At 51.7% G+C, this 21,979-nt stretch carries 19 protein-coding genes; 12 read left to right on the forward strand and 7 right to left on the reverse strand.

The annotated features are described in order from the left end of the window. Nucleotides 1-58 precede the first annotated feature (58 nt). From FPL14_RS13605 to FPL14_RS13620, 4 genes are all read left to right on the forward strand, one after another. Nucleotides 59-2,326 (forward strand): ATP-binding cassette domain-containing protein, encoded by a 2,268-nt coding sequence (locus FPL14_RS13605; RefSeq protein ID WP_182303505.1) that lies wholly within the window; start codon nucleotides 59-61, stop codon nucleotides 2,324-2,326. A 198-nt stretch (nucleotides 2,327-2,524) separates the two neighbouring features. Then, nucleotides 2,525-3,340: a helix-turn-helix domain-containing protein gene (locus FPL14_RS13610; RefSeq protein ID WP_182303506.1), complete on the forward strand. Its 816-nt coding sequence runs from the start codon at nucleotides 2,525-2,527 to the stop codon at nucleotides 3,338-3,340. A gap of 99 nt (nucleotides 3,341-3,439) precedes the next feature. Continuing rightward, nucleotides 3,440-4,561 (forward strand): epoxide hydrolase family protein, encoded by a 1,122-nt coding sequence (locus tag FPL14_RS13615; protein WP_182303982.1) that lies wholly within the window; start codon nucleotides 3,440-3,442, stop codon nucleotides 4,559-4,561. A gap of 14 nt (nucleotides 4,562-4,575) precedes the next feature. Beyond that, entirely contained in the window at nucleotides 4,576-5,211 is a 636-nt protein-coding gene (locus FPL14_RS13620) for a DJ-1/PfpI family protein (protein ID WP_182303507.1), read from the forward strand. A 355-nt stretch (nucleotides 5,212-5,566) separates the two neighbouring features. Here the strand turns inward: FPL14_RS13620 and FPL14_RS13625 are convergent, their stop codons facing one another. Further along, on the reverse strand, nucleotides 5,567-6,439 hold the full coding sequence (locus FPL14_RS13625; protein ID WP_182303508.1) for a helix-turn-helix transcriptional regulator: 873 nt from the start codon (nucleotides 6,437-6,439) through the stop codon (nucleotides 5,567-5,569). Nucleotides 6,440-6,582: 143 nt separating this feature from the next. Here FPL14_RS13625 and FPL14_RS13630 point away from each other — a divergent pair, with 143 nt between their 5' ends. From FPL14_RS13630 to FPL14_RS13640, 3 genes are read left to right on the forward strand one after another with little or no spacing between them, the layout of a single operon-like run. Further along, entirely contained in the window at nucleotides 6,583-7,152 is a 570-nt protein-coding gene (locus tag FPL14_RS13630) for an NADPH-dependent FMN reductase (protein WP_182303509.1), read from the forward strand. A gap of 24 nt (nucleotides 7,153-7,176) precedes the next feature. Continuing rightward, complete coding sequence (locus tag FPL14_RS13635; protein WP_182303510.1) at nucleotides 7,177-7,479, forward strand: Dabb family protein; 303 nt, start codon at nucleotides 7,177-7,179, stop codon at nucleotides 7,477-7,479. Between the two features lie 25 nt (nucleotides 7,480-7,504). After that, nucleotides 7,505-8,248, forward strand: coding sequence for an SDR family oxidoreductase (locus FPL14_RS13640; RefSeq protein WP_182303511.1), 744 nt, complete (start codon nucleotides 7,505-7,507; stop codon nucleotides 8,246-8,248). A gap of 117 nt (nucleotides 8,249-8,365) precedes the next feature. Here the strand turns inward: FPL14_RS13640 and FPL14_RS13645 are convergent, their stop codons facing one another. Further along, the gene (locus FPL14_RS13645; RefSeq protein ID WP_182303512.1) at nucleotides 8,366-9,004 is read right to left on the reverse strand and encodes a TetR/AcrR family transcriptional regulator; all 639 of its coding nucleotides are present in this window, start codon (nucleotides 9,002-9,004) and stop codon (nucleotides 8,366-8,368) included. A gap of 194 nt (nucleotides 9,005-9,198) precedes the next feature. Between FPL14_RS13645 and FPL14_RS13650 the strand changes: the two genes are divergently transcribed. After that, on the forward strand, nucleotides 9,199-9,957 hold the full coding sequence (locus FPL14_RS13650) for an SDR family oxidoreductase (RefSeq protein ID WP_182303513.1): 759 nt from the start codon (nucleotides 9,199-9,201) through the stop codon (nucleotides 9,955-9,957). A 40-nt stretch (nucleotides 9,958-9,997) separates the two neighbouring features. Then, a complete protein-coding gene (locus FPL14_RS13655) occupies nucleotides 9,998-10,864 on the forward strand; it encodes an SDR family NAD(P)-dependent oxidoreductase (RefSeq protein ID WP_182303514.1) in 867 nt (288 codons plus the stop codon). 213 nt (nucleotides 10,865-11,077) lie between these two features. Here FPL14_RS13655 and rlmH read toward each other — a convergent pair whose 3' ends face one another. Beyond that, nucleotides 11,078-11,557, reverse strand: a complete 480-nt coding sequence (gene rlmH, locus FPL14_RS13660) for a 23S rRNA (pseudouridine(1915)-N(3))-methyltransferase RlmH (protein ID WP_182303515.1) — start codon at nucleotides 11,555-11,557, stop codon at nucleotides 11,078-11,080. Between the two features lie 193 nt (nucleotides 11,558-11,750). On the opposite strand from rlmH, the gene FPL14_RS13665 reads away from it, so the two are divergent. Both FPL14_RS13665 and FPL14_RS13670 read left to right on the forward strand, forming a co-directional pair. Continuing rightward, on the forward strand, nucleotides 11,751-12,788 hold the full coding sequence (locus tag FPL14_RS13665; RefSeq protein ID WP_182303516.1) for an ABC transporter substrate-binding protein: 1,038 nt from the start codon (nucleotides 11,751-11,753) through the stop codon (nucleotides 12,786-12,788). A 112-nt stretch (nucleotides 12,789-12,900) separates the two neighbouring features. Beyond that, the gene (locus FPL14_RS13670) at nucleotides 12,901-14,490 is read left to right on the forward strand and encodes an AraC family transcriptional regulator (protein ID WP_182303517.1); all 1,590 of its coding nucleotides are present in this window, start codon (nucleotides 12,901-12,903) and stop codon (nucleotides 14,488-14,490) included. Nucleotide 14,491: 1 nt separating this feature from the next. Here the strand turns inward: FPL14_RS13670 and FPL14_RS13675 are convergent, their stop codons facing one another. Further along, nucleotides 14,492-14,704 (reverse strand): YwbE family protein, encoded by a 213-nt coding sequence (locus tag FPL14_RS13675; protein ID WP_182303518.1) that lies wholly within the window; start codon nucleotides 14,702-14,704, stop codon nucleotides 14,492-14,494. 115 nt (nucleotides 14,705-14,819) lie between these two features. Continuing rightward, the gene (locus FPL14_RS13680) at nucleotides 14,820-15,998 is read right to left on the reverse strand and encodes a YhgE/Pip domain-containing protein (RefSeq protein WP_182303519.1); all 1,179 of its coding nucleotides are present in this window, start codon (nucleotides 15,996-15,998) and stop codon (nucleotides 14,820-14,822) included. Nucleotides 15,999-16,178: 180 nt separating this feature from the next. Between FPL14_RS13680 and FPL14_RS13685 the strand changes: the two genes are divergently transcribed. Next, nucleotides 16,179-16,799 carry a TetR/AcrR family transcriptional regulator gene (locus tag FPL14_RS13685; RefSeq protein WP_182303520.1) on the forward strand — a complete coding sequence of 207 codons (621 nt, stop codon included), beginning with the start codon at nucleotides 16,179-16,181 and terminating at the stop codon, nucleotides 16,797-16,799. A gap of 59 nt (nucleotides 16,800-16,858) precedes the next feature. On the opposite strand, the gene FPL14_RS13690 is transcribed toward FPL14_RS13685, so the two are convergent. Next, complete coding sequence (locus FPL14_RS13690; protein WP_182303521.1) at nucleotides 16,859-19,801, reverse strand: S-layer homology domain-containing protein; 2,943 nt, start codon at nucleotides 19,799-19,801, stop codon at nucleotides 16,859-16,861. Further along, a complete protein-coding gene (locus tag FPL14_RS13695; RefSeq protein ID WP_220471240.1) occupies nucleotides 19,798-21,933 on the reverse strand; it encodes a DEAD/DEAH box helicase in 2,136 nt (711 codons plus the stop codon). Before FPL14_RS13695 ends, FPL14_RS13690 begins: the two co-directional genes overlap by 4 nt. Between the last annotated feature and the right edge of the window lie 46 nt (nucleotides 21,934-21,979).

Raw genomic sequence — 21,979 nt, forward strand, 5'->3', positions numbered from 1 at the left:
TCGCCGCTCTTTCATTACACCGAAAGCTTACAAAATAGAACTCCGAGGTGGAGAGGCTATGAAAGTCAATGATATCGTAATTGAAGGAGCACGCGAGAATAACCTTAAAAACGTGAATATCCGTATCCCGAAGCACAAAATCACGATCTTTACCGGCGTCTCGGGCTCAGGCAAATCTTCCCTGGTTTTCGACACCATCAGCGCCGAAGCTCAGCGTCAGCTTAACGAGACGTTTTCCGCATTCATCCGCAATCGGCTGCCCCGGTTTAGCCAGCCGGATACCGATCGCATCGAGAACTTGTCTACGGCGGTTGTGATCGATCAGAAAAAGCTCGGCGGCAACTCCCGTTCGACTGTCGGCACGATCACGGATATTTATGCGATGCTCCGGTTGCTCTTCTCCAGAATCGGTAAACCTTTTGCCGGCAATTCGCATGTTTTCTCGTTTAACGACCCGGCCGGCATGTGCCAGGAATGCTCTGGGGTCGGACAAGTGGTGCAGTTCGATGTGAACAAGCTGCTTGACAGGTCCAAGTCGCTGAATGAAGGCGCAATCCTGTTCCCCGTATTTAAGGTAGGAAGCTGGTACTTGAATACGTATACCCATTCCGGCTTGTTCGACAACGACAGGCGGCTCGCCGATTTTGCGCCGGCAGAATGGGATACCCTCCTCCACGGCAAAGAAAGCAAGATCGTCTACCGAACCAAAGGCGGCGATATCGAATCGGATTATGAAGGTCTGCTGCCCAAGCTTACCCGTCTATATTTGAAGAGGGACAGCAGCGAGATGTCAGATGCCAAACGCGAAACCCTTAACCGCTTTCTAACCTATAGCGAGTGTGACCTTTGTGGGGGAAGCCGGCTTAATCAAGCGGCCTTGGGCTGCCGGATTAACGGATACAATATCGCCCAATGCGCGGCGATGGAGATTGGCGAGCTAATACGTATGATTGAAGCCATTCGGGATCCCGTTGCCGGCCCGATGATTGACGGGATTCTGACACGGCTGAATCATCTGGTTTCCATCGGGCTGGAGTATTTGAGTCTGGACCGGCAGACTGCAACCTTGTCGGGCGGTGAGTCGCAGCGCATCAAGATGGTCCGTCATCTGAGCAGCAGTCTTACCGACATGATCTACATTTTCGACGAACCGAGTGTCGGACTGCATCCGCGGGATGTCCATCGTCTGAACGGCATGCTGTACCAGCTCCGGGACAAAGGGAATACCGTGCTCGTCGTCGAACACGACCGCGAAGTCATGGAGATCGCCGATTACATCATCGATGTCGGACCTCATGCGGGAACCCGCGGCGGAGAAATCGTCTACGAAGGCGACTTTGCAGGCTTGCTGCACGCGGATACCTTGACTGGACGATACTTGAAGCAAAGTCTACCTTTGAAAACTTCAACCAGGGTGCCCAAGGGTTGGATGACCGTAGCCGGCGCCAGCCTGCACAATCTGAAGAATGTGACAGTCGATATACCCGTCGGTGTGCTGACCGTGGTAACGGGGGTAGCCGGCTCAGGCAAAAGTACGTTGATTAACGGAGCATTCCTGCCGTCGCATCCGGAAGCAATTGTCATCGACCAGTCGACCGTGGGCACATCCATCCGCTCCAATCCGGCAACTTATACGGGGATGATGGACGAGATCCGGCGGTTGTTCGCAACCGCCAACAAGGTAAGCCCATCGTTGTTCAGCTTTAACTCCAAAGGAGCATGTTCCAACTGTCAGGGTCTCGGTATGATATACACGGATTTGGCCTTTCTCGAGCCAATAAGGACGACTTGTGAAATTTGCGCGGGCAGGCGGTTCAGCGATGAAGTGCTAGAGTATAAGCTGAACGGAAAATCCATCAGCGACGTCCTCGCCATGACGGTACGGGAAGCTTCAGAGTTCTTCAGCGGGAAGGATCTGCTCCATCAATTGCAGACGCTGAGGGATGTGGGACTCGGATACGTGACGCTGGGTCAGCCTCTGAGCACCTTGTCGGGCGGAGAATGCCAACGCATCAAATTGGCCGGGGAGCTTCACAAGGATGGCAGTCTCTATGTAATGGACGAGCCGACAACTGGACTGCATATGTCTGATATCACACGTCTGATGGACATTATGAACCGCTTGGTCGACGGGGGCAACACGGTGGTGGTCATTGAACACAACCTGGATGTGATCAAGAGCGCAGACTGGATCATTGACATGGGTCCCGAAGGCGGCCATCTGGGTGGTCGAATTGTATTCGAAGGCACCCCTGTCCAACTCGCCGCTGCCGAGCATTCGATAACAGGAGTGTATTTACGCAAGGCAGAAATCCGGCCAAGGTAGCGTCTTTCTGACGGGGCACGTTGTAACGGACCCAATCGAGGATCGATTTAGCTTTGAAAGTCATCCACCAGACGAGACGGATCGGTCCATTCCCAAAATTTCTCGACGATCCGTGCCAGTTGCCCGACCGAGGAGTCGGTGAGTGCATTTGGTATAATGGAACCGAAGAAACAATGAGACAGAAAGGACTGAACAGCAATGCCGTTTCAGACCTATACCCCCCAGCCTCCTTTCTCTTCTTTAATCGCATACTTCTGGTACTATACCGGAACGAATCCGCCGCACTCGAGAAGACTCACCCTACCGGACGGCTCGATCGATCTAGTCATTGATCTGTGTGATCGTAAAACCCGTATACATAATCGATATGACAGCGAGACGACACTAGCATCTTCCGTGATTAGCGGGCCTCATACCGGTTATTATATAACGGATTCTTCAAGCGAGCGGTCCATGATTGGCGTACATATCAAGCCCGGCAGCGCTGGTCCGCTTCTAAAGCTTCCTTCTATTGCGTTAAAAGATACGCATGTCTCTTTAGATGATTTATGGGGGATAGCGGCTACGGATCTGCGCGATGAGCTGCTTTATTCCAACACGGTAGAAGATCGATTCCGTATCCTTGAAAAATACTTTCTGTTACGAAGCGATTGGTCAAGGCCATCGCATTCGGCCATTCAGTTTGCGATTGCCTCTTTTCAGCAGCCACAACACCCCGAATCCATTACGAACATCGTTGAACAGGTTAACATGAGCGCCAAACGATTCATTCAAATTTTCAAGGATGAAGTGGGGCTAACACCCAAAAGGTTTAGTCGTTTAATGCGTTTTCAAAAGGCGGTACGTCTAATCAGAAAGAGCAATGATATCGATTGGGTTGATCTTGCCATGTCTTGCGATTATTATGATCAGTCCCATTTCATTAAAGAATTTCAGTCCTTTTCCGGCCTTACTCCGACCGAGTACCGCGCTATAGAAAGCCTGCACCCCAATCACATCCCTCTCACTAGCTAGATCTCCGGAAAAATATACAATACAACGTCTCGTTCGTCCCCTTACAATGCAGAAAGCAACTATTACATTCTGTAGATTGAAAGGGGGAGATCAACTATCATTACTCCATTCAAAATCAAAGTTCCGCAATCGGATCTTGAAGACTTAAGAGCGCGGTTGCATCATACGCGGTGGCCAGACGAAGCGGCTGGCGAAGGCTGGTCAATGGGTGCGGATCTCGATTATATGAGAGAATTGATCGATTATTGGCGAACGCAGTATGACTGGCGTATTCATGAAGCCAGGTTAAATGCCTTACCGCAATACAAGACTGCTATTGAGGGAACGACCCTCCATTTCGTGCATGTTAAAAGCGAAAATCCAAATGCGGTGCCGCTATTGCTCGTTCATGGTTGGCCCGATTGCTTCTACCGATTTCATAAGATGATCCCCCTGCTATCCGACTCCTTCGATCTTGTCATACCTTCAATACCCGGTTTTGGATTTTCGGATCGAAGAACCAAAACACCGAAGCAAGTCGCCCACCTGTTTGCCAAGCTGATGACAGAAACACTCGGATACGAGGGTTTCACGGCTTGCGGCGGGGATATCGGCACTGGAATCGTGACAATGCTATCCACACATCACTCCGACGTTGTGAAAGCAATCTTGTTGACGGATGCTGGTTATCCAACCGGAAGAGAGGATACTACCGAGATGTCCTCTGCCGATCGGCAGTTCATGCTAGACACGCAGGCCTGGATTCAGTCGGAAGGCGCCTATCTGAAGCTGCAAGCTACGAAACCGCAAACGCTTGCCTATTCCCTTAATGATTCGCCGGTTGGCTTGGCGTCTTGGATCGTCAGCATGATCCGTTCAGGGGCGGGGGACGAGACCGTAGATGATGCATTCGGCGGCAGGGACGAACTTCTCACGAATATCATGATCTATTGGCTGACCGAGACGGCCGGATCTGCCGCACGCATGTATCGGCTAATTGTCATGGCCAATCAAGCGGATGAAGATCGCGAACCAACGATCGCAGCGACACGTAAAGTACCGGCAAGTATCGCGCTCTTCCCATACGAAATCCAGTTCCCCGCAAGTTGGGCCGAGCGTTCGGTACATGTGCGAAGCTATAACAAGATGCCCCGTGGCGGTCATTTTGCAGCGTTGGAGGAACCCGAACTTCTGGCCAATGAACTGATACGATTTATCCCTAACTGGTGGAATCATAAATAACCAAGGAGGAACTTATGAAATACGCTTATGTTTATGTACTGGATACGATGGCAGATTGGGAGCTTGGCTTTGTGACTGCGGAGCTCAACTCCGGTCAATATTTCAAAAATCGAGGAAGTCGTATTCCCGTACGAACCGTCGGGGCTTCCAACCTTCCTATCACGACGAAGGGCGGATTGACAATCGTACCCGATCTGACAGTAGATGAGATCACGCATAAAACATCGGCGATTTTGCTTTTGCCGGGTGCCGATAATTGGAAAGATCCCGTGAATGGGCCAATCATCGAAAAAGCAAAACAACTGCTGAACGCCGACGGCAATGTTGCAGCCATATGCGGAGCCACACTTGCGCTTGCGGATGCAGGGTTGCTGGATGATCGTCAGCATACGAGCAATAGTCTAGAGTATTTGAACTTATTTAGTTCCTCGTACAAAGGCGCTGCTCGATATAAAGACGAGAAAATCGTGGCCGATGGCAATCTGATCACAACCGGTTCAGCCGGCGCACTAGAATTAGCGCGCGAGGTTATTGCGCTACTGGACCTGTTTGCGGAAAAGACATTAGAGTCTTGGTATAACTACTTCGCTTCAGGCGACCCTAAATATTTTTATGCGATGATGGAGACGCTGCAAGAAAGCAATTCATAACTTGCGAGGGTGACTAAGACGTTGGTCTTGGGTCACCCTGTTGGGGGACAGCTCGATCGATTTGTGCTTTACGGCGGCCTCTTTCGATAAACGGAGTTGATCATTCTCGATCTTCAGATTTCCTGCGGATCATGATGTACTTTCTCTAATGTTAAAAAGGCAGCCGATCAAAAAAACGGCTGCCTTCAAATCTTTTTATTGAGCTCGTATCCTCGTTTGCTCGTTGACGTTATACAGTCTTCGGTATTCGCCGTCACTTATGATAAGGTTCTCCGTATCACTTATAGAGCGAAATCAAAAGGCACCCGCTTGGGTGCCTTGATTCATGTCTAAAAAAGTTCTGATTGCCTCCATACTAAACTCTTTGAGAAGATTCAAGCGGCTCTGAATGCAGGCTCCGATATTCGATCAACAGCCGCTGCATCTTCTCATCTGTGCCGTCTTGTTGGGGAACATGGATGGAAATGGTCAGATTCGAATCGTTCGAATACTGAAACGACACAAGGTCAAAATTCAATATCCCGAGATTCGGACAATGCAGCGTCTTGGGAGCATCAATGGCATCGAGAACCTCATGGGAGTCCCAAAATTCCCGAAACTTTCCGCTAGCCTGAGACAGCGCCTCGAACTGCTCGGACCACCAAGGGTCGTCGCCCTGACGCGCATACCCGGCATGGAAATGAGCGGCGATCCGTCGCGCATGCAATTCCCATTGATCTCCCTTAACATAGCGGAAACGGGGAGAAGTAAACGTCATCCAGACAAAATTTCGTTCCCTATCCGACATCACCGCGAGGTCCCCATTCAATGCGCAGTAGGCTTCATTCCAGGCAATGATGTTCATACGCGCATCCATGACATTTGAAGGGGACAAATTTTGGCTATCCAAAAAACGTTGAAGTTCCGGAGTTACCTTAGAGGGTTGCTTCGTATCGATCAAGGGAAATTGCTTACGGGCAAGATGGTATAAATGCCTGCGTTCCGATTCATCTAACCGAAGCACTTCTGCTATTCGATCAAGAACCTCGGCGGATACGTTGATATGCCGCCCTTGTTCCAAGTAGGTGTACCAATCCAATCCTACATCTGCCAGCAGAGCCACCTCACTACGACGAAGTCCGGGTGTGCGTCTGCGTCCGGATTCCGGCAATCCTGCTTGGCTTGGGGTTATTCGTTCTCGACGTGAACGCAAAAAACGGGACAATTCCTCATAACGGTCCAATCCCATGATCTCCATGCCTCCTGCCCATTCATGAACGTAGGATTCCCAATCCTACGATAACCAGATCTCTTCCTAGCCTCTTTAGGCCCATATACACTAGTCTATGTCCTCCTTAGGGAGAATAGCAAATACTCATTGAGGTGATGAAAATGAAAGTAGCTGCAATTGTCGGGAGCATTCGTAAAGATTCGTACAACTTGAAGTTAGCCCGTTATATTCAGAACCGTTATCAGCATCTTTTTCAGTTGGATGTGTTGAACATTCGGGATCTTCCTTTTTACGATCAGGATATCGAGGCGACTCCGCCGCAGCCGGTTATCAATTTTAAGGCGAGGGTCGCTGCTGCCGACGCGGTGTTATGGGTCACTCCGGAGTATAATTCAACCATTCCCGGCGTCATGGCGAATGCAATTGACTGGTTATCCCGCGTCGACCGAGTGATGATCGGGAAGCCCTCGTGGATCGTGGGATCTTCCATGGGATTGTTGGGATCTGTCAAAGCGCAGGGTCATCTGCGAGACATTCTGTTCTCTTCCGGTATCTCCTCGCCGCTTTTGCCTGGAAATGAAGCGTACATCGGCCTGGTTCATGAAAAGATCAATGAAAAGGGCGAACTGACGGACGAACCTACGATACAGTACCTTGATCTCGTAGCCGACAATTTTGTGAAATGGATGAAGGAACAATCCCGATTGAAGCAACTGCAGAGCTCACTATAATCAGGAACCTTGGAGGGAAAACAGATGTTCGAGCATATTGTACTGTTGAAGCTCAATTCCAATTTTTCTACTGACCAACAAGAAGATGTAGTGAGGAGTGTGCTTGCCTTTAAAGATGAGATTCCGGGTAGTATCGATATAAGCGCCGGAATTAACATTACGGAAGAAGTAGAGCATAAGCAGGGTTATACGTTGGGCATTCGAGTTACATTTGAGAATCAGCAGGCTTGCCGGGATTATAATCAGCACTCCCTGCATCAAAATTTATTGCAATCCATTGGCCCATTTGTTGAAGGGATCGTCGTTATGGATTACCCGATTGCTTAACGCCTCAGAAAAGGAGATCGCAGCAATGGATAAGAAGATTGCCGGTAAAGTGGCCTTAATCACCGGAGCGTCCAGAGGAATCGGTAAGACGATAGCCGAAAATTTAGCACGTCATGGCGCGAAGGTGGTCATCAATTATGCCAACCGTTCGGAGCAGGCGGTAGAGGTCGTACAAGACATCAAAAGAAACGGCGGAGAAGCGACGGCGATTCAGGCTGATATCAGTCGCTTAAGCGAGCTAGAGAGACTCTATCAAGAAACCCTTAAAACGTTCGGAAAGCTTGATATTGTTGTCAATAACGCAGGAATTGTCATTACCAAACCTATTGGCGATGTTACGGAAGCGGATTACGACCAGCTATTCGCGATAAATGTCAAAGGAACCTACTTTTCATGCCAGCTTGCCGCCAAGCATCTAAATCCCAACGGCCGCATCATCAACTTCTCCACTTCGGTGACGGGTCAGATGTTCCCGGCCTATAGTCTGTACGCTGGCTCTAAGGGAGCCGTCGAACAATTCACGCGTCAATTGGCTAAGGAGCTTGGAAAGAGCAACATCACGATTAATGCCGTAGCACCTGGCCCTATTAATACCGAACTTTTTACGGTAGGCAAAACACCAGAACAAATCCAAGGGCTTGCCAACATGAACGCATTCGGACGACTCGGGGAAACCGAGGACATTGCAGGCGTGATCCTCTTTCTTGCGAGCGAAGAATCGCAGTGGATGACGGGACAAACAATCCGTGTTAATGGCGGTTTTATTTAACTTACAGGAAGAACTTCATCAGCCCCAATCGCGGTTAAACCGCTGTAGGGGCTATTTGTTCTTCTGCCATGTTTTACGTTTAGGTCGATTTCGTCCTGACATGCGCAGGCGACTCACTTATGAGATGGTTTGCAAAATATGAACGATTTTCCCCTCCATATTGGAGTCATCGATCATCTTCAGGTATTCGGGTTTTAGCAATTCATACTGCTTCATGCGGTAGTAATCCATAATGGCTTGTTTCAAGGTGATATCATACTGAATCGAAAATGATGGCTCGATAAAGCGCCGCAGCACAGCGTCATCTTGAACCATAAACAATACGGCATTCAATCTATTGAAAATCCGTTGCTCCATTCCGGATTCAAAAAAGGTTTGTAAGTTTTTATTCCGATTTTGCAGGGCAACTGACAGATTCTCAAAATGGTGCGGATAAAATTCCTTCAGATCCTGCAAGAACAAATCAGAGATATACACGGCACACATCAAAGATTGTAAAAACGTAATTTGAAACCGATCCAAAAAAGAGACGGAATCATCATTGGCCGCGGCATCAGCTTTCTTCGAGTAATCCATGTAATATTCTACAACCTGTTCGATGATGTCATCTTTGGAGGCAAAATACTTATATAGCGTCACTTTGCTGATATCCATATATTTTGCGAGATCGTCGACTTTCAGTTGGCTGAATTTTGTTCTTCTAATAACGGGTTTTATTTTTTCTATATATTTCTCCACACTCACGGCTTTTCTCACGAATAAATGCCCCTCTCAGTGATACGTATCAAATGCATTATAACAAATTTACCGCCTTTTTATTTACACTAATAATTAAATGAATTAGATTAACTAATTTAGTTAATCTAGTTTACTTGGTAAAGTCCATGTTGTATAATCGTTCCTGTACCTAATCATCCGATTGCGGATTATACAAAGGGAGGACGATTCAAATGGAACTATCCAGCAAGGGCAAATTCTCCGGTAAGAAAGTCGTAATCACGGGAGGCAGCAGTGGAATCGGCCTCGCGACAGCGAAGCTGCTAGTGGATGAAGGAGCACACGTGCTGATTACCGGACGTACTCAGGCGACGCTTGACGCGGCTCGTGAACAACTCGGCAGCAACTCAACCTCGTTCCTAAGCGATGCCTCTTCATTGAAGGATATCGCCGCGTTGGCCGATCGAGTGAAGGTTGAATTTGGAACGATAGATGCCCTGTTCGTTAACGCAGGTGTCACCGGCTTTGTCCCTTTCGAGTCAACGACTGAAGAAACGTACGACGAGATTTTTACAATCAACGCCAAAGGGTCGTACTTCACCGTACAAAAACTCGCTCCACTCCTGAGCACAGGAAGCGGGGTAGTCCTTACCACTTCAATCGTGAACGTAGTGGGTCTCCCCATGCTCAGTGCGTATGCAGCTAGTAAAGCGGCGCTACGCTCCATGACTCGAAGTCTGGCACGCGAGTTATTGCCTCGAAATATTCGCGTCAACGCAGTCAGTCCTGGCGTCATTGATACAGGAATCATAGAGAAGGCCATGCCGAAAGAAGCTGCCGAACAGACAAAGGCGCAGATGACACAGCAGATCCCGATGTTGCGTTTGGGCGATCCAGTCGAGGTCGCCAAAGTCGTAGCATTCTTAGCATTCGACGCCACCTATACCACAGGGGCTGAGTTCCCTGTCGACGGAGGCGGCTCCCAGATCTGAACCCCCTTTTTCTTGGAAGTAATATGAGGGAGGACATCCATTGAATACGAATCCACGAGAACATATCGCACTGATTACAGGCGCAAGCCAGGGGATCGGGTTGGCATTAGCCCGGAAGTTGCTATCGCAAAACTGGCAGGTCGTTACTTTGAACCGTTCCGATTTTCCGGCGGACGATATGCTCATTCGCAATGCCCTCAAGAACGGATGGCTTCGAGCCTATAAAGTGTCGGATCTCACCGATTATGGCAGCTTGAAACGCTCTTTGGAAGAAATCAAAGTCAAGGAACAGCAGATCGATATTTTGTTCAACAACGCCGGAGGCGGCTTAAGTGAACTGAGCTATTCGAAACAAGGTCGCGAAAAGCATTATGAATTGTTGACGGTAGTTCCTTATATTATTCTGATGGAATTGAAGGAGCTGTTGACAAACGGCAGCTTAAAAACGGTGATTAACACTTCATCGCAGGTGTTTAGATTTACGAAGGAATTTTCGATCGAAAACTTAGAGCATCCCAAAACCTTCCGCAAAATGTATGGCCCTTATGCGACTTCAAAGCTGGCTCTTTCGTTGTGGACCCAAGCCGTCGCACCACAACTTGCCAAGGAAGGCATCAAGATCCGCAGCGTCGACCCGGGAATTAACAACACGCTAAGAAAAGGAAAAGACTCCGGACTGACCGCATGGTTTGAACTCTTTATGAAGTTGTTTTCCTCTCCGCCTACCCATGGCGCCAACCTATTATTTGAGGGAGCCCTCGGCAAAAACCGCAAGGAGACCGGCGTGTTTTTGTTGAAAGATCGGGTTGCGGACTTGAAATTTACAGAACATGCGCAGCATGTGCTGGACAGAATTTCCGACATCTATAGCCGTGAGTTTCTTGACGGGAGTGTTCTTCACGGCTGAGTTTCAGAAGAACGTGGCTTAGAAGGCGAGCTTCTATTCGAAATGCCGGATGCCGTTGCCGCGAGCATAATCCGTGACATCATTGAGGGGGCTTCTGCCGGGAATATCGCTTTAAGGGACACCTTTATGGGTGCCCCTTTCATCGGTTATGAGTAAGCCGGGGTTATTGAGCGGTCCACCTTCTAGACAACTCCCCCTATTTAAAATTTCGCCCTACTTATGGTACGGTTCCCCCCGATTAATCTTAAAAGCCCGATAAACCTGCTCCAGCAAAAGAACCCGCATCAATTGGTGAGGGTAGGTCATCCGCCCGAAGCTCAGCTTCTTGTCGGCGCGAGACATGACCGCCGGCGACAGCCCGAGCGAGCCGCCGATGACGAAGGACACTGCTCCGCCGCCGTAGACGGCTTGCTTGTCCAAGTGCGAGGCGAGCTGCTCGCTCGTCCAAGTCTCGCCGTCGATGGCGAGCGCGACGATATGAGCGTCCGGCTTCAACGCCGCTAAGATGCGCTCCCCTTCGCGGACGCGCACTTGCTCTTCCTCCGCCGGACTCATTGAGTCCGGCGTTTTCTCGTCCGGTAATTCGCGTATGTCGAGACGCGCATACGCGCCTAACCGTTTGGCGTATTCCTCGATAGCGCCCGTCCAATATTTCTCCTTCAGCTTCCCTACGCATACGACCTGAATCTGCACTCTTCTCCATCCCCGCTCTCTTGTTCGTTGACCCTATCGTATCACAAGCGCAAGACTCCCCCAAGCCTCCCAAACGCTTCGCAAAATATGTCTATGCTTTTCCACGCAAAAGTCCATTGAACGCCGAACCCGGGAATAGTAAGATGAATATCGACCTAATTGAGAATCATTATCATATAGAGGAGAGATTTATATGTTTACCCCATTATTGAAAAAATCAGCCTCAGCGTCCCTAACGATTGCGCTGTCCATCTTCCTGCTCTCCGCCTGCGGAGCCAACAACGACGACTCGCAAGCTTCACCTGTCGCGACTCAATCGGCCTCGCCTACGGAATCCGCTTCCGCTTCGGCCGCAACGTCCGAGACGCCTGCCGAGTCCACCTCCGTTCGCTCCTATACGGATGCCTTAGGAAGAACGGTGGACATCCCGTCCCAGCCGCAGCGAATGATCGCTCACTATTACGCCGCCGAAGTAACCGCTCTTGACGTACCTATGGTCGGAACCAATTACTTGAACGCCAAGCTGGCTCTCGCGGAGTCGCAGCTGCAAGGCGTGGAAGATATCGGCGGCGAAGGTCTCGCGCCTAACTTAGAGAAGACGTTGTCTCTTAGCCCGGACTTGATCGTCATTCCCGACTTCATCGAAGAGAAGGATATCGAGGCGTTGTCCAAGATCGCTCCGACCATCGCGGTCAGCTACAGCGCGGACGTCTTTACTCGTCTTCGCGCGCTAGCGGACATTGCGGGCCAACCGGAAAAAGCCGAACAGTGGATCCAAGCCTACGAGACCAAGGCGACCGAGAAACGCGCCCTCGTACAGTCGCGCATAGAGGAAGGCGAGACGGCATCCGCGTTCATCATGTACGCGACGGACAAACAGCTGTACGTCTATAACAAGCAACGCCTTGGACCGACCATGTACGATGCTTTCGGTTTCGCCATACCGCCGAAAGTAGCGGAATTGTTCTCTAGCGAACCGAATTCCTTATGGAAGACGATCTCGATGGAGATGCTTGCCGATTACGCCGGAGATCGCCTCTTCTTAGTCTCATCCGACGACACCGATGAATCCAAGAAAGCCGTTGAAGAGATCATTAACGGACCGGTATGGAAAACCCTCCCTGCCGTTAAGAACGGCAAAGCCTACGTCGTCGACAAGAGATGGGCAATGAACGATCCTCTGACGCTGGATTGGCTGCTCGACGAAATGGCTAATTTGCTTAACGAATAACGTAATATCAAGAAGCCTCAACGACGGATTGCCCGTTGCAGGCTTCTTTTTTCGCCGCCGTTGTCCTATAATGGGAGTATATTGATAATGATTCTCAATGGAGGCCGTTCAAATGCCGCAGCTAGAAAATGAGAATAGCACGCTCTTGCTCTCTCCTCCACTCGTCCGATTGATGGGGATCGAGCAAATCAGCATCGGAGATCCCGCCGGCGGGAACTCTCTCGCTATGGATGCCCATACGCTGCTGATCTTCACGGAAGGCTGCGGAGCTATGGACATGGACGGCAGCCGTTATCTCGCCTCTCGGGGCAAGTGCTTCCTTCTAGAGCCGAACAAGACATTGAATATCCATAAGGATACCCCTGCGCCATTGCGATACTACCGCATTTCCTATTCCGTCATCCAAGACGAAGCCGGAGTATTCAATACGAATAGAGAGCTCGCCTATGAACCGTTCCCCCAACTTGAAGATCGGGTTCACGAGATTTTGCGCGACAGCGGAGAGAACGACCCTCTCGGCTCGTTCCACAACCATATTCGTTTTCAAACGTTGCTATACGAGGTGCTGAGACGGTTGCCCCTCCAGCGGGAAGGACCTGAAGATCCGAGACAAGCCGTCGAGAGAACGATCGCTTACCTTCATCGCTCGTTCCACGAAGACATCGAGGTAGGACGGTTGGCGCAGGAAGCGAACATGAGCCGTTGGCAATACGGGAGCCTGTTCAAAACCTTAACGGGCCAAACCCCGAACCACTACCTGAACTCGCTCCGCATTGAACAAGCCAAAAACCTGCTAACTTCCTCCTCCGCGAAGGTGAACGAAATTGCCGGCAGGGTCGGTTTTCGCGACGAATATTACTTCAGCCGCCGGTTCAAGCAAACGACGGGGATGTCTCCCACGCAGTTCGCCCATGGCCGCGGCCTCTCGCCTCGGATATTCTCGATTCAATATTTAGGCGAGCTGCTTGCTTTGGGCATTCGTCCGGTAGGGACGAACCAAGCCATGCTGCACGCTTTCCCGGAGGCATTGAGCGACATTAGGGGAATCGACGAGCCGTTGGACGTGCAGCAACTGTTCGAGTTGAAGCCGGACCTGATCCTGTATCCTAGCTTCATTCCGTCCCGATTAGTCCAAGAGCTCTCCCGAATTGCTACCGCCGTAGAGGTCGACTGGGATTCGGACGTCTACACCCGGCTTCAAGAGCTGGGGGTCATGCTTGGCAGAACGAAAGAAGCTTCCGAGTGGATTGAGCGATACAAAAATAAAGCGGAGCAAACAAGAAATAAACTTCGGGACAGCATTGGACATGGAGAGACCGCATCCGCATTTATCTACCACGCGGACGGGCTTTACGTATACGGGGGACATCATTTCGGTCACACGTTGTACCAAGGGATCGGCTTCGAGCCGCCGGCAAACATCCAGGCGCTGATCGACGGGAACAAAAACGCCAAATGGAAACCGATTCAGCTGGAAGCCATATCCGAATACGCTGGAGATCGCGTCTTTATCGCGCTGGCCGATTCAGGATCCGATGCTCTGAAAGGACGGCAAGTGCTGGAGCACCCGGCGTGGAAAAGCCTCCCGGCGGTTCGCAAGGGAAGGAGCTACGTCGTTAAAGATCGGTGGGCGAGCTACAACCCGGTGACTCTGGAAAAACACTTGGACGAGATGGTCAGTTGCCTTCTTCCGGGGCGGTAGCCTAACCATTGCCGCCGCCGACGATATTCTGAACGCGCCCGACTTGGCCGTCCTGCAATCTAACCTTGATCCCATGCGGATGCTGAGCGGAATTGGTTAACAAATCTTTCACGATGCCGCGGGTCAATTTACCCGTCCGCTGGTCTTGCTTCAATACGATGTCGACTTCAAGTCCCGGCTTGACGTCGCTGCGTATTTTACCGTTGCCTGCCATACGATCTATCCTCTCTGAGCTATGTATCAGGTTAACCTTATCGTACCATATGCGTCCCGTAATCAAAAACCCGGGCCACCCTCCGAAGAGAATGACCCGGGTACTTATCTAGTTCCTATGCCGCTAGCGCTTGCGCCGTCGGTTTCGCTTTGGCTTTCTTTACGCTTGAAGCGAGCAGAACGACTAGGAAAGCTCCCCCGATAATCCATAATACGGTCGCATTCGTGCTGACCGAGTCAAGCCCGCCGAAATACATGACCTCGCGCAATCCCCCCGCGACGAAACGAAGAGGCGTCCAGGAATAGATCCAGTCCTGCGTCGTCTGCGACAAGAATTCGGGAGCCATATTCAGTACCGGCATCGAGAAGAACATCAACAGCACCAAGATCGCCATGGCCGGAAATCCGATCCAGTTCAGCAACGCCGACTGCAGCAGGAAAAATACCGCTCCCCCTAACCACAGGTACAACCACGTTTCACCAGCCTGCGCAAGCTCCATTCCATACCACGAGGAAGCCATCCACACTAAGAATCCCGATGCAACGCCTACGATCGCCAGCCCGGCTACGGTCTGAGTCGAAATAACCGTCCATCTGCGAGCGCCTGCCGCTAACGTCTTCTGGTTCGTCAAGAACAAGATCATGGCGGTCACTAAGCTTCCTATCCACATGATCTGGGTAAGCAGTCCCGGCGCATTGCCGCTCGCATTGTTCTCGCCTACCGTATGAAGGCTCTCTTCGTGAACCGCGATCGGCGAGAGCAACGCTTCCACCGTAGCCACGGGAATTTGCCCGCCTGTCTGCTGTCCGATCTGCCCCATTAATTGCTTAGACAGCTCCAAGCTGACCCCCTTCATCGCCTGCCCCAGCACTTGCTTCACGACCGTAGCCGCTTGCGCGTTCATCCCGTCGTTCGCGATGATCCGCACGGTGGCCGGCTTCGGCGCCGGCGTCGCAAGCGACAGCAGTCCGCTGCTTAGATCCGCAGGGATAACTAAGGCGCCATAGTATTCATGCTTATCCAGCCCTGCCCGTGCTTCCTCCTCGGATTCGACGATGTCCCAAGCGAACGGAAGCTGCGTGTTCGCCGTCAGCTTCTCCCGAACCATCTCTCCGACCGCCAGAGCTCCGCCCGTCGGCAATTCCGCCGGCTGGTCGAGCACGACAAGCGCCACGGGCAGCTCCTTCGGCTTCGTGCCCAGCACGGACCCCATCATCGCCGCACCGAACACGATTAATACGACCATTACGATGACAATCCCGATCCACAACAATTTTTGTTTAAATATAGCCACTCTCTCCACCTTCTCTTTATCTTTTAATAAACGAAATGTTGATTAATGATCACAGTGTTCATTATAATTAGAGAACAAGCGGGAATTCAATACTCAGATTAGGCCGTTTCTGTTCAGTAATCGTCAGTTTAACCACCTATTGTTTATTATTTACTCATTTGCATCTTAGGAGATGACCCCGTGTCGGACAAAATAGATCGCCGCAAAGCCCGGACGAAACAGCTGCTATACGACGCGCTAATGGAACTCGTTAAGGAAAAAGGCGCGGAAAGCGTTACGGTTACGGATATTACGAACCGGGCAGATATTAACCGTGGAACGTTCTACCTGCATTATCGGGATGTCGCGGATATGCTTGAGCAATTAAAAGAAGAGGCATTTGAAATGATCGGAAGCCGAGTCCGCCAATTGGACATTATGGAATATGCCGAATGTGCCCGCAGAGACGAACCTTATCCGAAAATGATTGAAATATTCGAAGAGTTCACGCGTAACGCCCATTTTTTCCAAGTCATGTTCGGTCCCAAAGGGGACCCTGCCTACATGAACCAGTATAAGGAATTGATGACTAACCACATATTCAGCAGAATGAGTTATCATAGGCCCAACAGCGAAGGGCTTCTTGTGCCAATGGATTATTTGATCGCCTATATCTCTTCCGCCAATCTTGGGATCGTGCTGCATTGGATGCAGACGGGCATGAATCAAACTCCCGCGGAACTCGGAATCATCTTGACGCGAATCTTCAATCACGGCCCGTCTGCTGCCGCGGGGTTCAAGAGCATCCCTCCGCATTCCTAATCCGGTACTCGCATAGAAAAGACTCCCTCGAAGGGGAGTCTTTTTCGTATACTATTCGTTTATCCTTGCGGTGTTGCGGCTTTAATAGCTTGGCTTAACGCAGTCAGCGCATCAATATAATCTTGATTGGTCGCCCCCGGGTTATTAAGTACGGTTCTCGCGGCCTGGATCTGGCCGGATAGAGCCGTACCCGGAACGGGATGGAGATATCCCTCGGCATAATAAACCGCATCTTGAAGAGCTGCTTCTACCGTAGGAACCGTGATCGTAACGATTTTCGTTTGAGGGTTGTGTCCCCCTACCGTAACTTCGATCGTTGCTTCGTACTCCAGGGATGATCCCGACGTATTGTAAGCGACGAGCTTCAGCCATTGGTTATTGGACGCGCCGTCGATTTCCAAATACGTGGCACCCGTCACCGTGACGGATTGCAGGTTAGTGATCCGGAAATCCGTCATCGATCCTAATACTCCGTCATCCGTATTCAGATACACGGAATCGCTAACCGATGTTTCTCCCGGGATCGTGAAGTCAACGAATTTATTTGCTTGGGCGGCCGCATACGCCGCCTCGGACACGATCGGAACGGACAGCCGCGAGCTTAGTGCTTTGCCGACGCTCTTAACCGCTACCTTAATCGTGCTTCCGTTGACGCCGAAATCCTCTTCGGAGATGATGATTCCGTCGCTGCCCGGAGTAACGGGAACCGTGAAATAGGAAGTCCCGTCAGCTTTGTAGTAATACACGACATCGGTTACGGAAAGGTTTGTAACCGTCAATACGTCGTTCGCGCCGTAATTGTTCTCGTACGTTACTTCATCAGCCAATGGCTGTCTGCTGATATTGGTATTCGTAATCGTCGGAGCGGTATTCGTCATGACGTTCCGATCGGTGAACGTAACGTTCGCGCCGTCGATGTTCATTTGGAACACGTCCCAATAGATCTCGGCGCCTTCGCCTGTCGGAATGACGTAGGACTTCGTTGGCGTCGTAGCCGATCCAACGTATACCTCGACTTTGGCGCCTGATTTACGGAGAGTGCTGATTCCCGAAAAATGGTGAACGTAGAACTGATAATCCCCGTTAACGCGTTGGCGGATCGTTGTCGTTTCGGGACCGTAGCTTTCAACGTCGTCAATGTCCAAATCGGCATACTTCACGCCGTCTACGGTGTGCTCTTTATCGCTGTACCACGTGTGGAAAGTGCTTCCGTCCACGCTTGGTCCCAACAAATGCGAATCTTCATCCCGAGGATTCTCTCCCCAGCTCAGCACGATACGAATCTCTTCCGCTTGAGGAATCGTTACGATCGTTGCGTTCTGTCCGGTATTGTAGCCGCCTGCGGATAAGGAAACGCCTACGACGTAAGTTTTCAGATAGCCGGCTTTAACGACTTCGCCATAATAGACTCCAGGGCTGACCGCAACCGAATACTTACCTTGCGCATTCGTTTCTGCCGTTGCCACAACCTCGCCCGTTACGTTTCCAAGTCCTCTGCGGAACTTGATTACCACGCCTGCGACTGGTCTGTCATCCGCATCGATGATCGTACCGGAGAAGCCATATACGGTCGTTCCTGGGTTGGTCGTGCCTGGGTCGGTCGTGCCTGGGGAACCGCTATTGCTTCCGCTGCTTGTGCTTGTGTTCGTCGCCGTCTGGCCGTTAACGGTTGCGTTAACTCCGCTGCCAACGACAACGTTACCCGGTCTTTGAGCGATCGTCGAACCGTTGGCATTAATCGTAGCCGTACCGATCGACCCTTGTCCGGAAACGTTTGTCAGAGCGTTGAGGATCAAAGCGACGATGTTAGCGCCTGAACCGACATTCAAGTTCGTGTTAGCGGCGGATTGACCGACTAACAACTCGGCGATCGCGCCTTCCTCAAGGTTGATTTGCAGCGACGTCGCGATAACGTCAACCGTCTCGAAGCGACCGGACAGACTGACTTCCGCATTTGCGGGAATCGCCTGAGACAACACGAGATCCCCGAAACCGCTGCCGGTCAATTGGGATTCTTCCAAGCGCGCGCCGGATTGCAGAGTGATCTGCTCGACGGTCGTCGAGCCTTCCGCAACGATACGGATGCTGCCGTCTTTCTTATCTACGATTACCGTTAAAAGCACGGAATCCGTAATGTGAATGCTGTTCTTACCGCCGCCGTTAATGATCGTCTTGCCTTTAACGGTTACGTTCTTAAGGAAAACATCGCCTTCGCCGATACCGGCCGCAAGAACCAAATCGCCTTCGATCACGATATTGTTCAAGGTTACGCCGGGAACCGTAATGGTTGCCGAACCTTTGATCGTTTCCGATGCGTCTTTGGAGCCGTATTCGCCGGCTTTGTCGTAAGTCTTGGCGAATTGCGGCTTCGCGACCGCGCGATCGATGACCGTCACCGCTTCCGCCCTCGTCAAGCTGTCTTGCGGACGGAATTTCCCGTTGCCGGCGCTCATGTATCCCGCGTCGATAACCGATCCGATCGCGGATCTGCTCTGAGCCGATAGATCCGCCGTATCCGACAGCTTGTCCGCTTTGTTCGAAGAGCCTAGTTTCTGCAGCTTAGCTATGATGATTGCCGTTTCAAGACGAGTAATCGTCTTCTTGGGCTTGAAAGTTTGGTCTTGATAACCGCTTATGTATCCGGCTGCTTTCGCCTTTGCTACATCTGCGTAAAACCAATCCATCGCAGATACGTCTTTAAAGTTAATTTCCGCTTGTTCGGTGAAAGAGTTCGCCCTGTTAACGAAGCTGGCGAATTCCGCTCTTGTTGTTTTGTTATCCGGTTTAAGAGAACCATCCTTAGAACCTTTAATGTACCCTTTTTCGGCCCACGATTTCAGGACCGTCTCGGCCCAATGGCCTTTAATATCGCTTGCTATGGACTTCTGCGTTGTATCCGTTGCGTTCGTTGCCGCAACAGCGGTTCCGAACGACGACAGCACGATACACAGAGAGAGAAATCCTGCAAAAGCTTTTTTACCGAATACTTGACTGAATTTCAATGTGCAGTCCCTCCGCTAGGAATAGTAACTTTGGTTCGGATGCAGCTCCTCGCTGGTAGGCGCATGGAACTACAAATAGTAACAAAGTTCGACATCGAATAATATACCATGGGAATAGAGGGAATTGTTAGGAGATTTATATCTTTAGATAAATTTAAGCTGGCAAGATAAGAGCTACGTAAAAAAGGCCTCGAGCTTCTATAAAAAGAAGTCGAGACCGCTGATCTTATTCCTATCGTCTTATCTGCCCCGGGACGAGCCCCGACCGCCGCGGCCGCCTCCGCCACCGCCGGAAGGTCCTTTCGGACCTTTGAAACCGCCTTTGGCGCCGCCGCTCTTCGGTCCGGACGACGCCCGCCTCCGAAGCCGCTTCCTCCGCGTACTTCGGTCTTGCGACCGCCTTTGGCTCCGCCGGCATTGAAGCCGCCTGCGCCGGATCGCCCGCCTCGGCTCTCGCCGTTGCGATCGAACCTCGCGTTCTCGGCTGCACGCTCCGCCAATCGCTCCGACGAATTCCGTCTGCTCGATCCGCCTCCAGCGCTCGGGCGACCCGAACCGCGTTCATCCGCGGAACGTCCGAACCCGCTCGAGCGATCCGAACCGCCTGCGCGTCCCGGTCCCGCCGAACGCCCGAACCCCGCGCCTGCCGGCTTCCGTCCCGCTCCGCCGGATCTTCCTCTGCCGGCGGATGAGCCGCCGCTTTCGCCGAACGTAAACCCGATCGCCTCGTCCGATGCCGGAGCTGCCGCGCTCGCCGTAGATCTGCCGCTGCGCCCAGCCTTCACCGCATCGCGGCTCTGTCCGCGGTCAACCCACTCTCCCGTGCTCGAGCGGTTGCCCATGCCCGGCTTCGCGACCGAAGCGCCGCGCCGCTTGTCGCCGCCGCGAGCCTTGCTGCCGCTAATGCTCCGGCCTTTCGCCGCGCCCGCGCTGCTTCCTCCGCGCGGTCGTCCGCCGCCGTCGCGTCCAAGCCCGCCGCTGCTGCGCGGACCTTCGAGACCGCCGCCGCCCAGAGCGGCTCCCTCATCGCTTCTGCGCTCCATCGTCATCTGGATCCCGTTCTCGATATCCGCAAGCTCACGGCGATCTTTCGGCGCGATCAACGTGATCGCCAAACCTTTTTCGCCCGCGCGTCCCGTCCGGCCGATCCGATGAATATAACTCTCCACGTCAAGCGGAACGTCGTAGTTGAACACATGGGTTACGCCTTCTACGTCCAATCCGCGCGCCGCGACGTCCGTCGCGACCAGCAACTGCAATTTCGCGTCGCGGAATCGTTTCATGACCTGCTCCCGTTTCGCTTGGGATAGATCTCCATGCAGCTCGTCCGACGAATATCCCATTTCCTGCAAGGCGACGTTCAGCGTATTCGCTCGTCTTTTGGTCCGGCAGAAAATGATGCTCAAATAAGGCTGGGTCTCCTCCAGCAAGTTCACGAGCGTCGCTTGCTTATTCCGATCGGACGTCTCGACGACCCATTGGCGAATATCCTTCACGGTTATGCGTTCGCTCTTAACCGTAACATGCTGCGGGTTCCGCAGAATTCTGCCCGCCATTTCCCGAATGGACGCAGGCATCGTAGCCGAGAACAACATCGATTGTTTCTTGTAAGGAGTCTGGCGCAGAATTTCCTCGACTTCTTTCAAGAATCCCATGTGCAGCATTTGATCCGCTTCGTCCAGCACGAGCATTTTGACGCCGTCCAGCGCAATCGTCTCCCGACGCAAATGATCGAGCAGCCTTCCCGGCGTCGCCACGATCACATGCATGTCGCCTTTCAGCTTATAGAGCTGAGCCTCGACGTCCTGTCCCCCGTACACGGCCAGAACCTTGATTCCGTCTTCCTTCGTCAGCAGCTTCTTGATCTCCGCCGTTATCTGTATCGCCAGCTCCCGCGTAGGCGTTACGATCAACCCTTGCACTTGCGGTACGTCCGTTCTGATCTTATCGAGCATCGGCAACACGAACGCCAATGTCTTCCCCGTACCCGTCTGCGCTTGGCTGATGACGTCATGTCCGGCCTTCACGATCGGAATCGTCTCCTCCTGCACCGGCGTCGGAGTCACGATTCCATTCGCTCTCAATATCGCAACCCGGCCTTCTGACACGCCCAATTCCGCAAAATCCGTCACTTGATCCACTCCATCCTATAATCCCTAACTCCATTGGCTTCCCAAA

This window comes from Cohnella cholangitidis (assembly GCF_014107495.1).
Classification (GTDB): Bacteria; Bacillota; Bacilli; order Paenibacillales; family Paenibacillaceae; genus Cohnella; species Cohnella cholangitidis.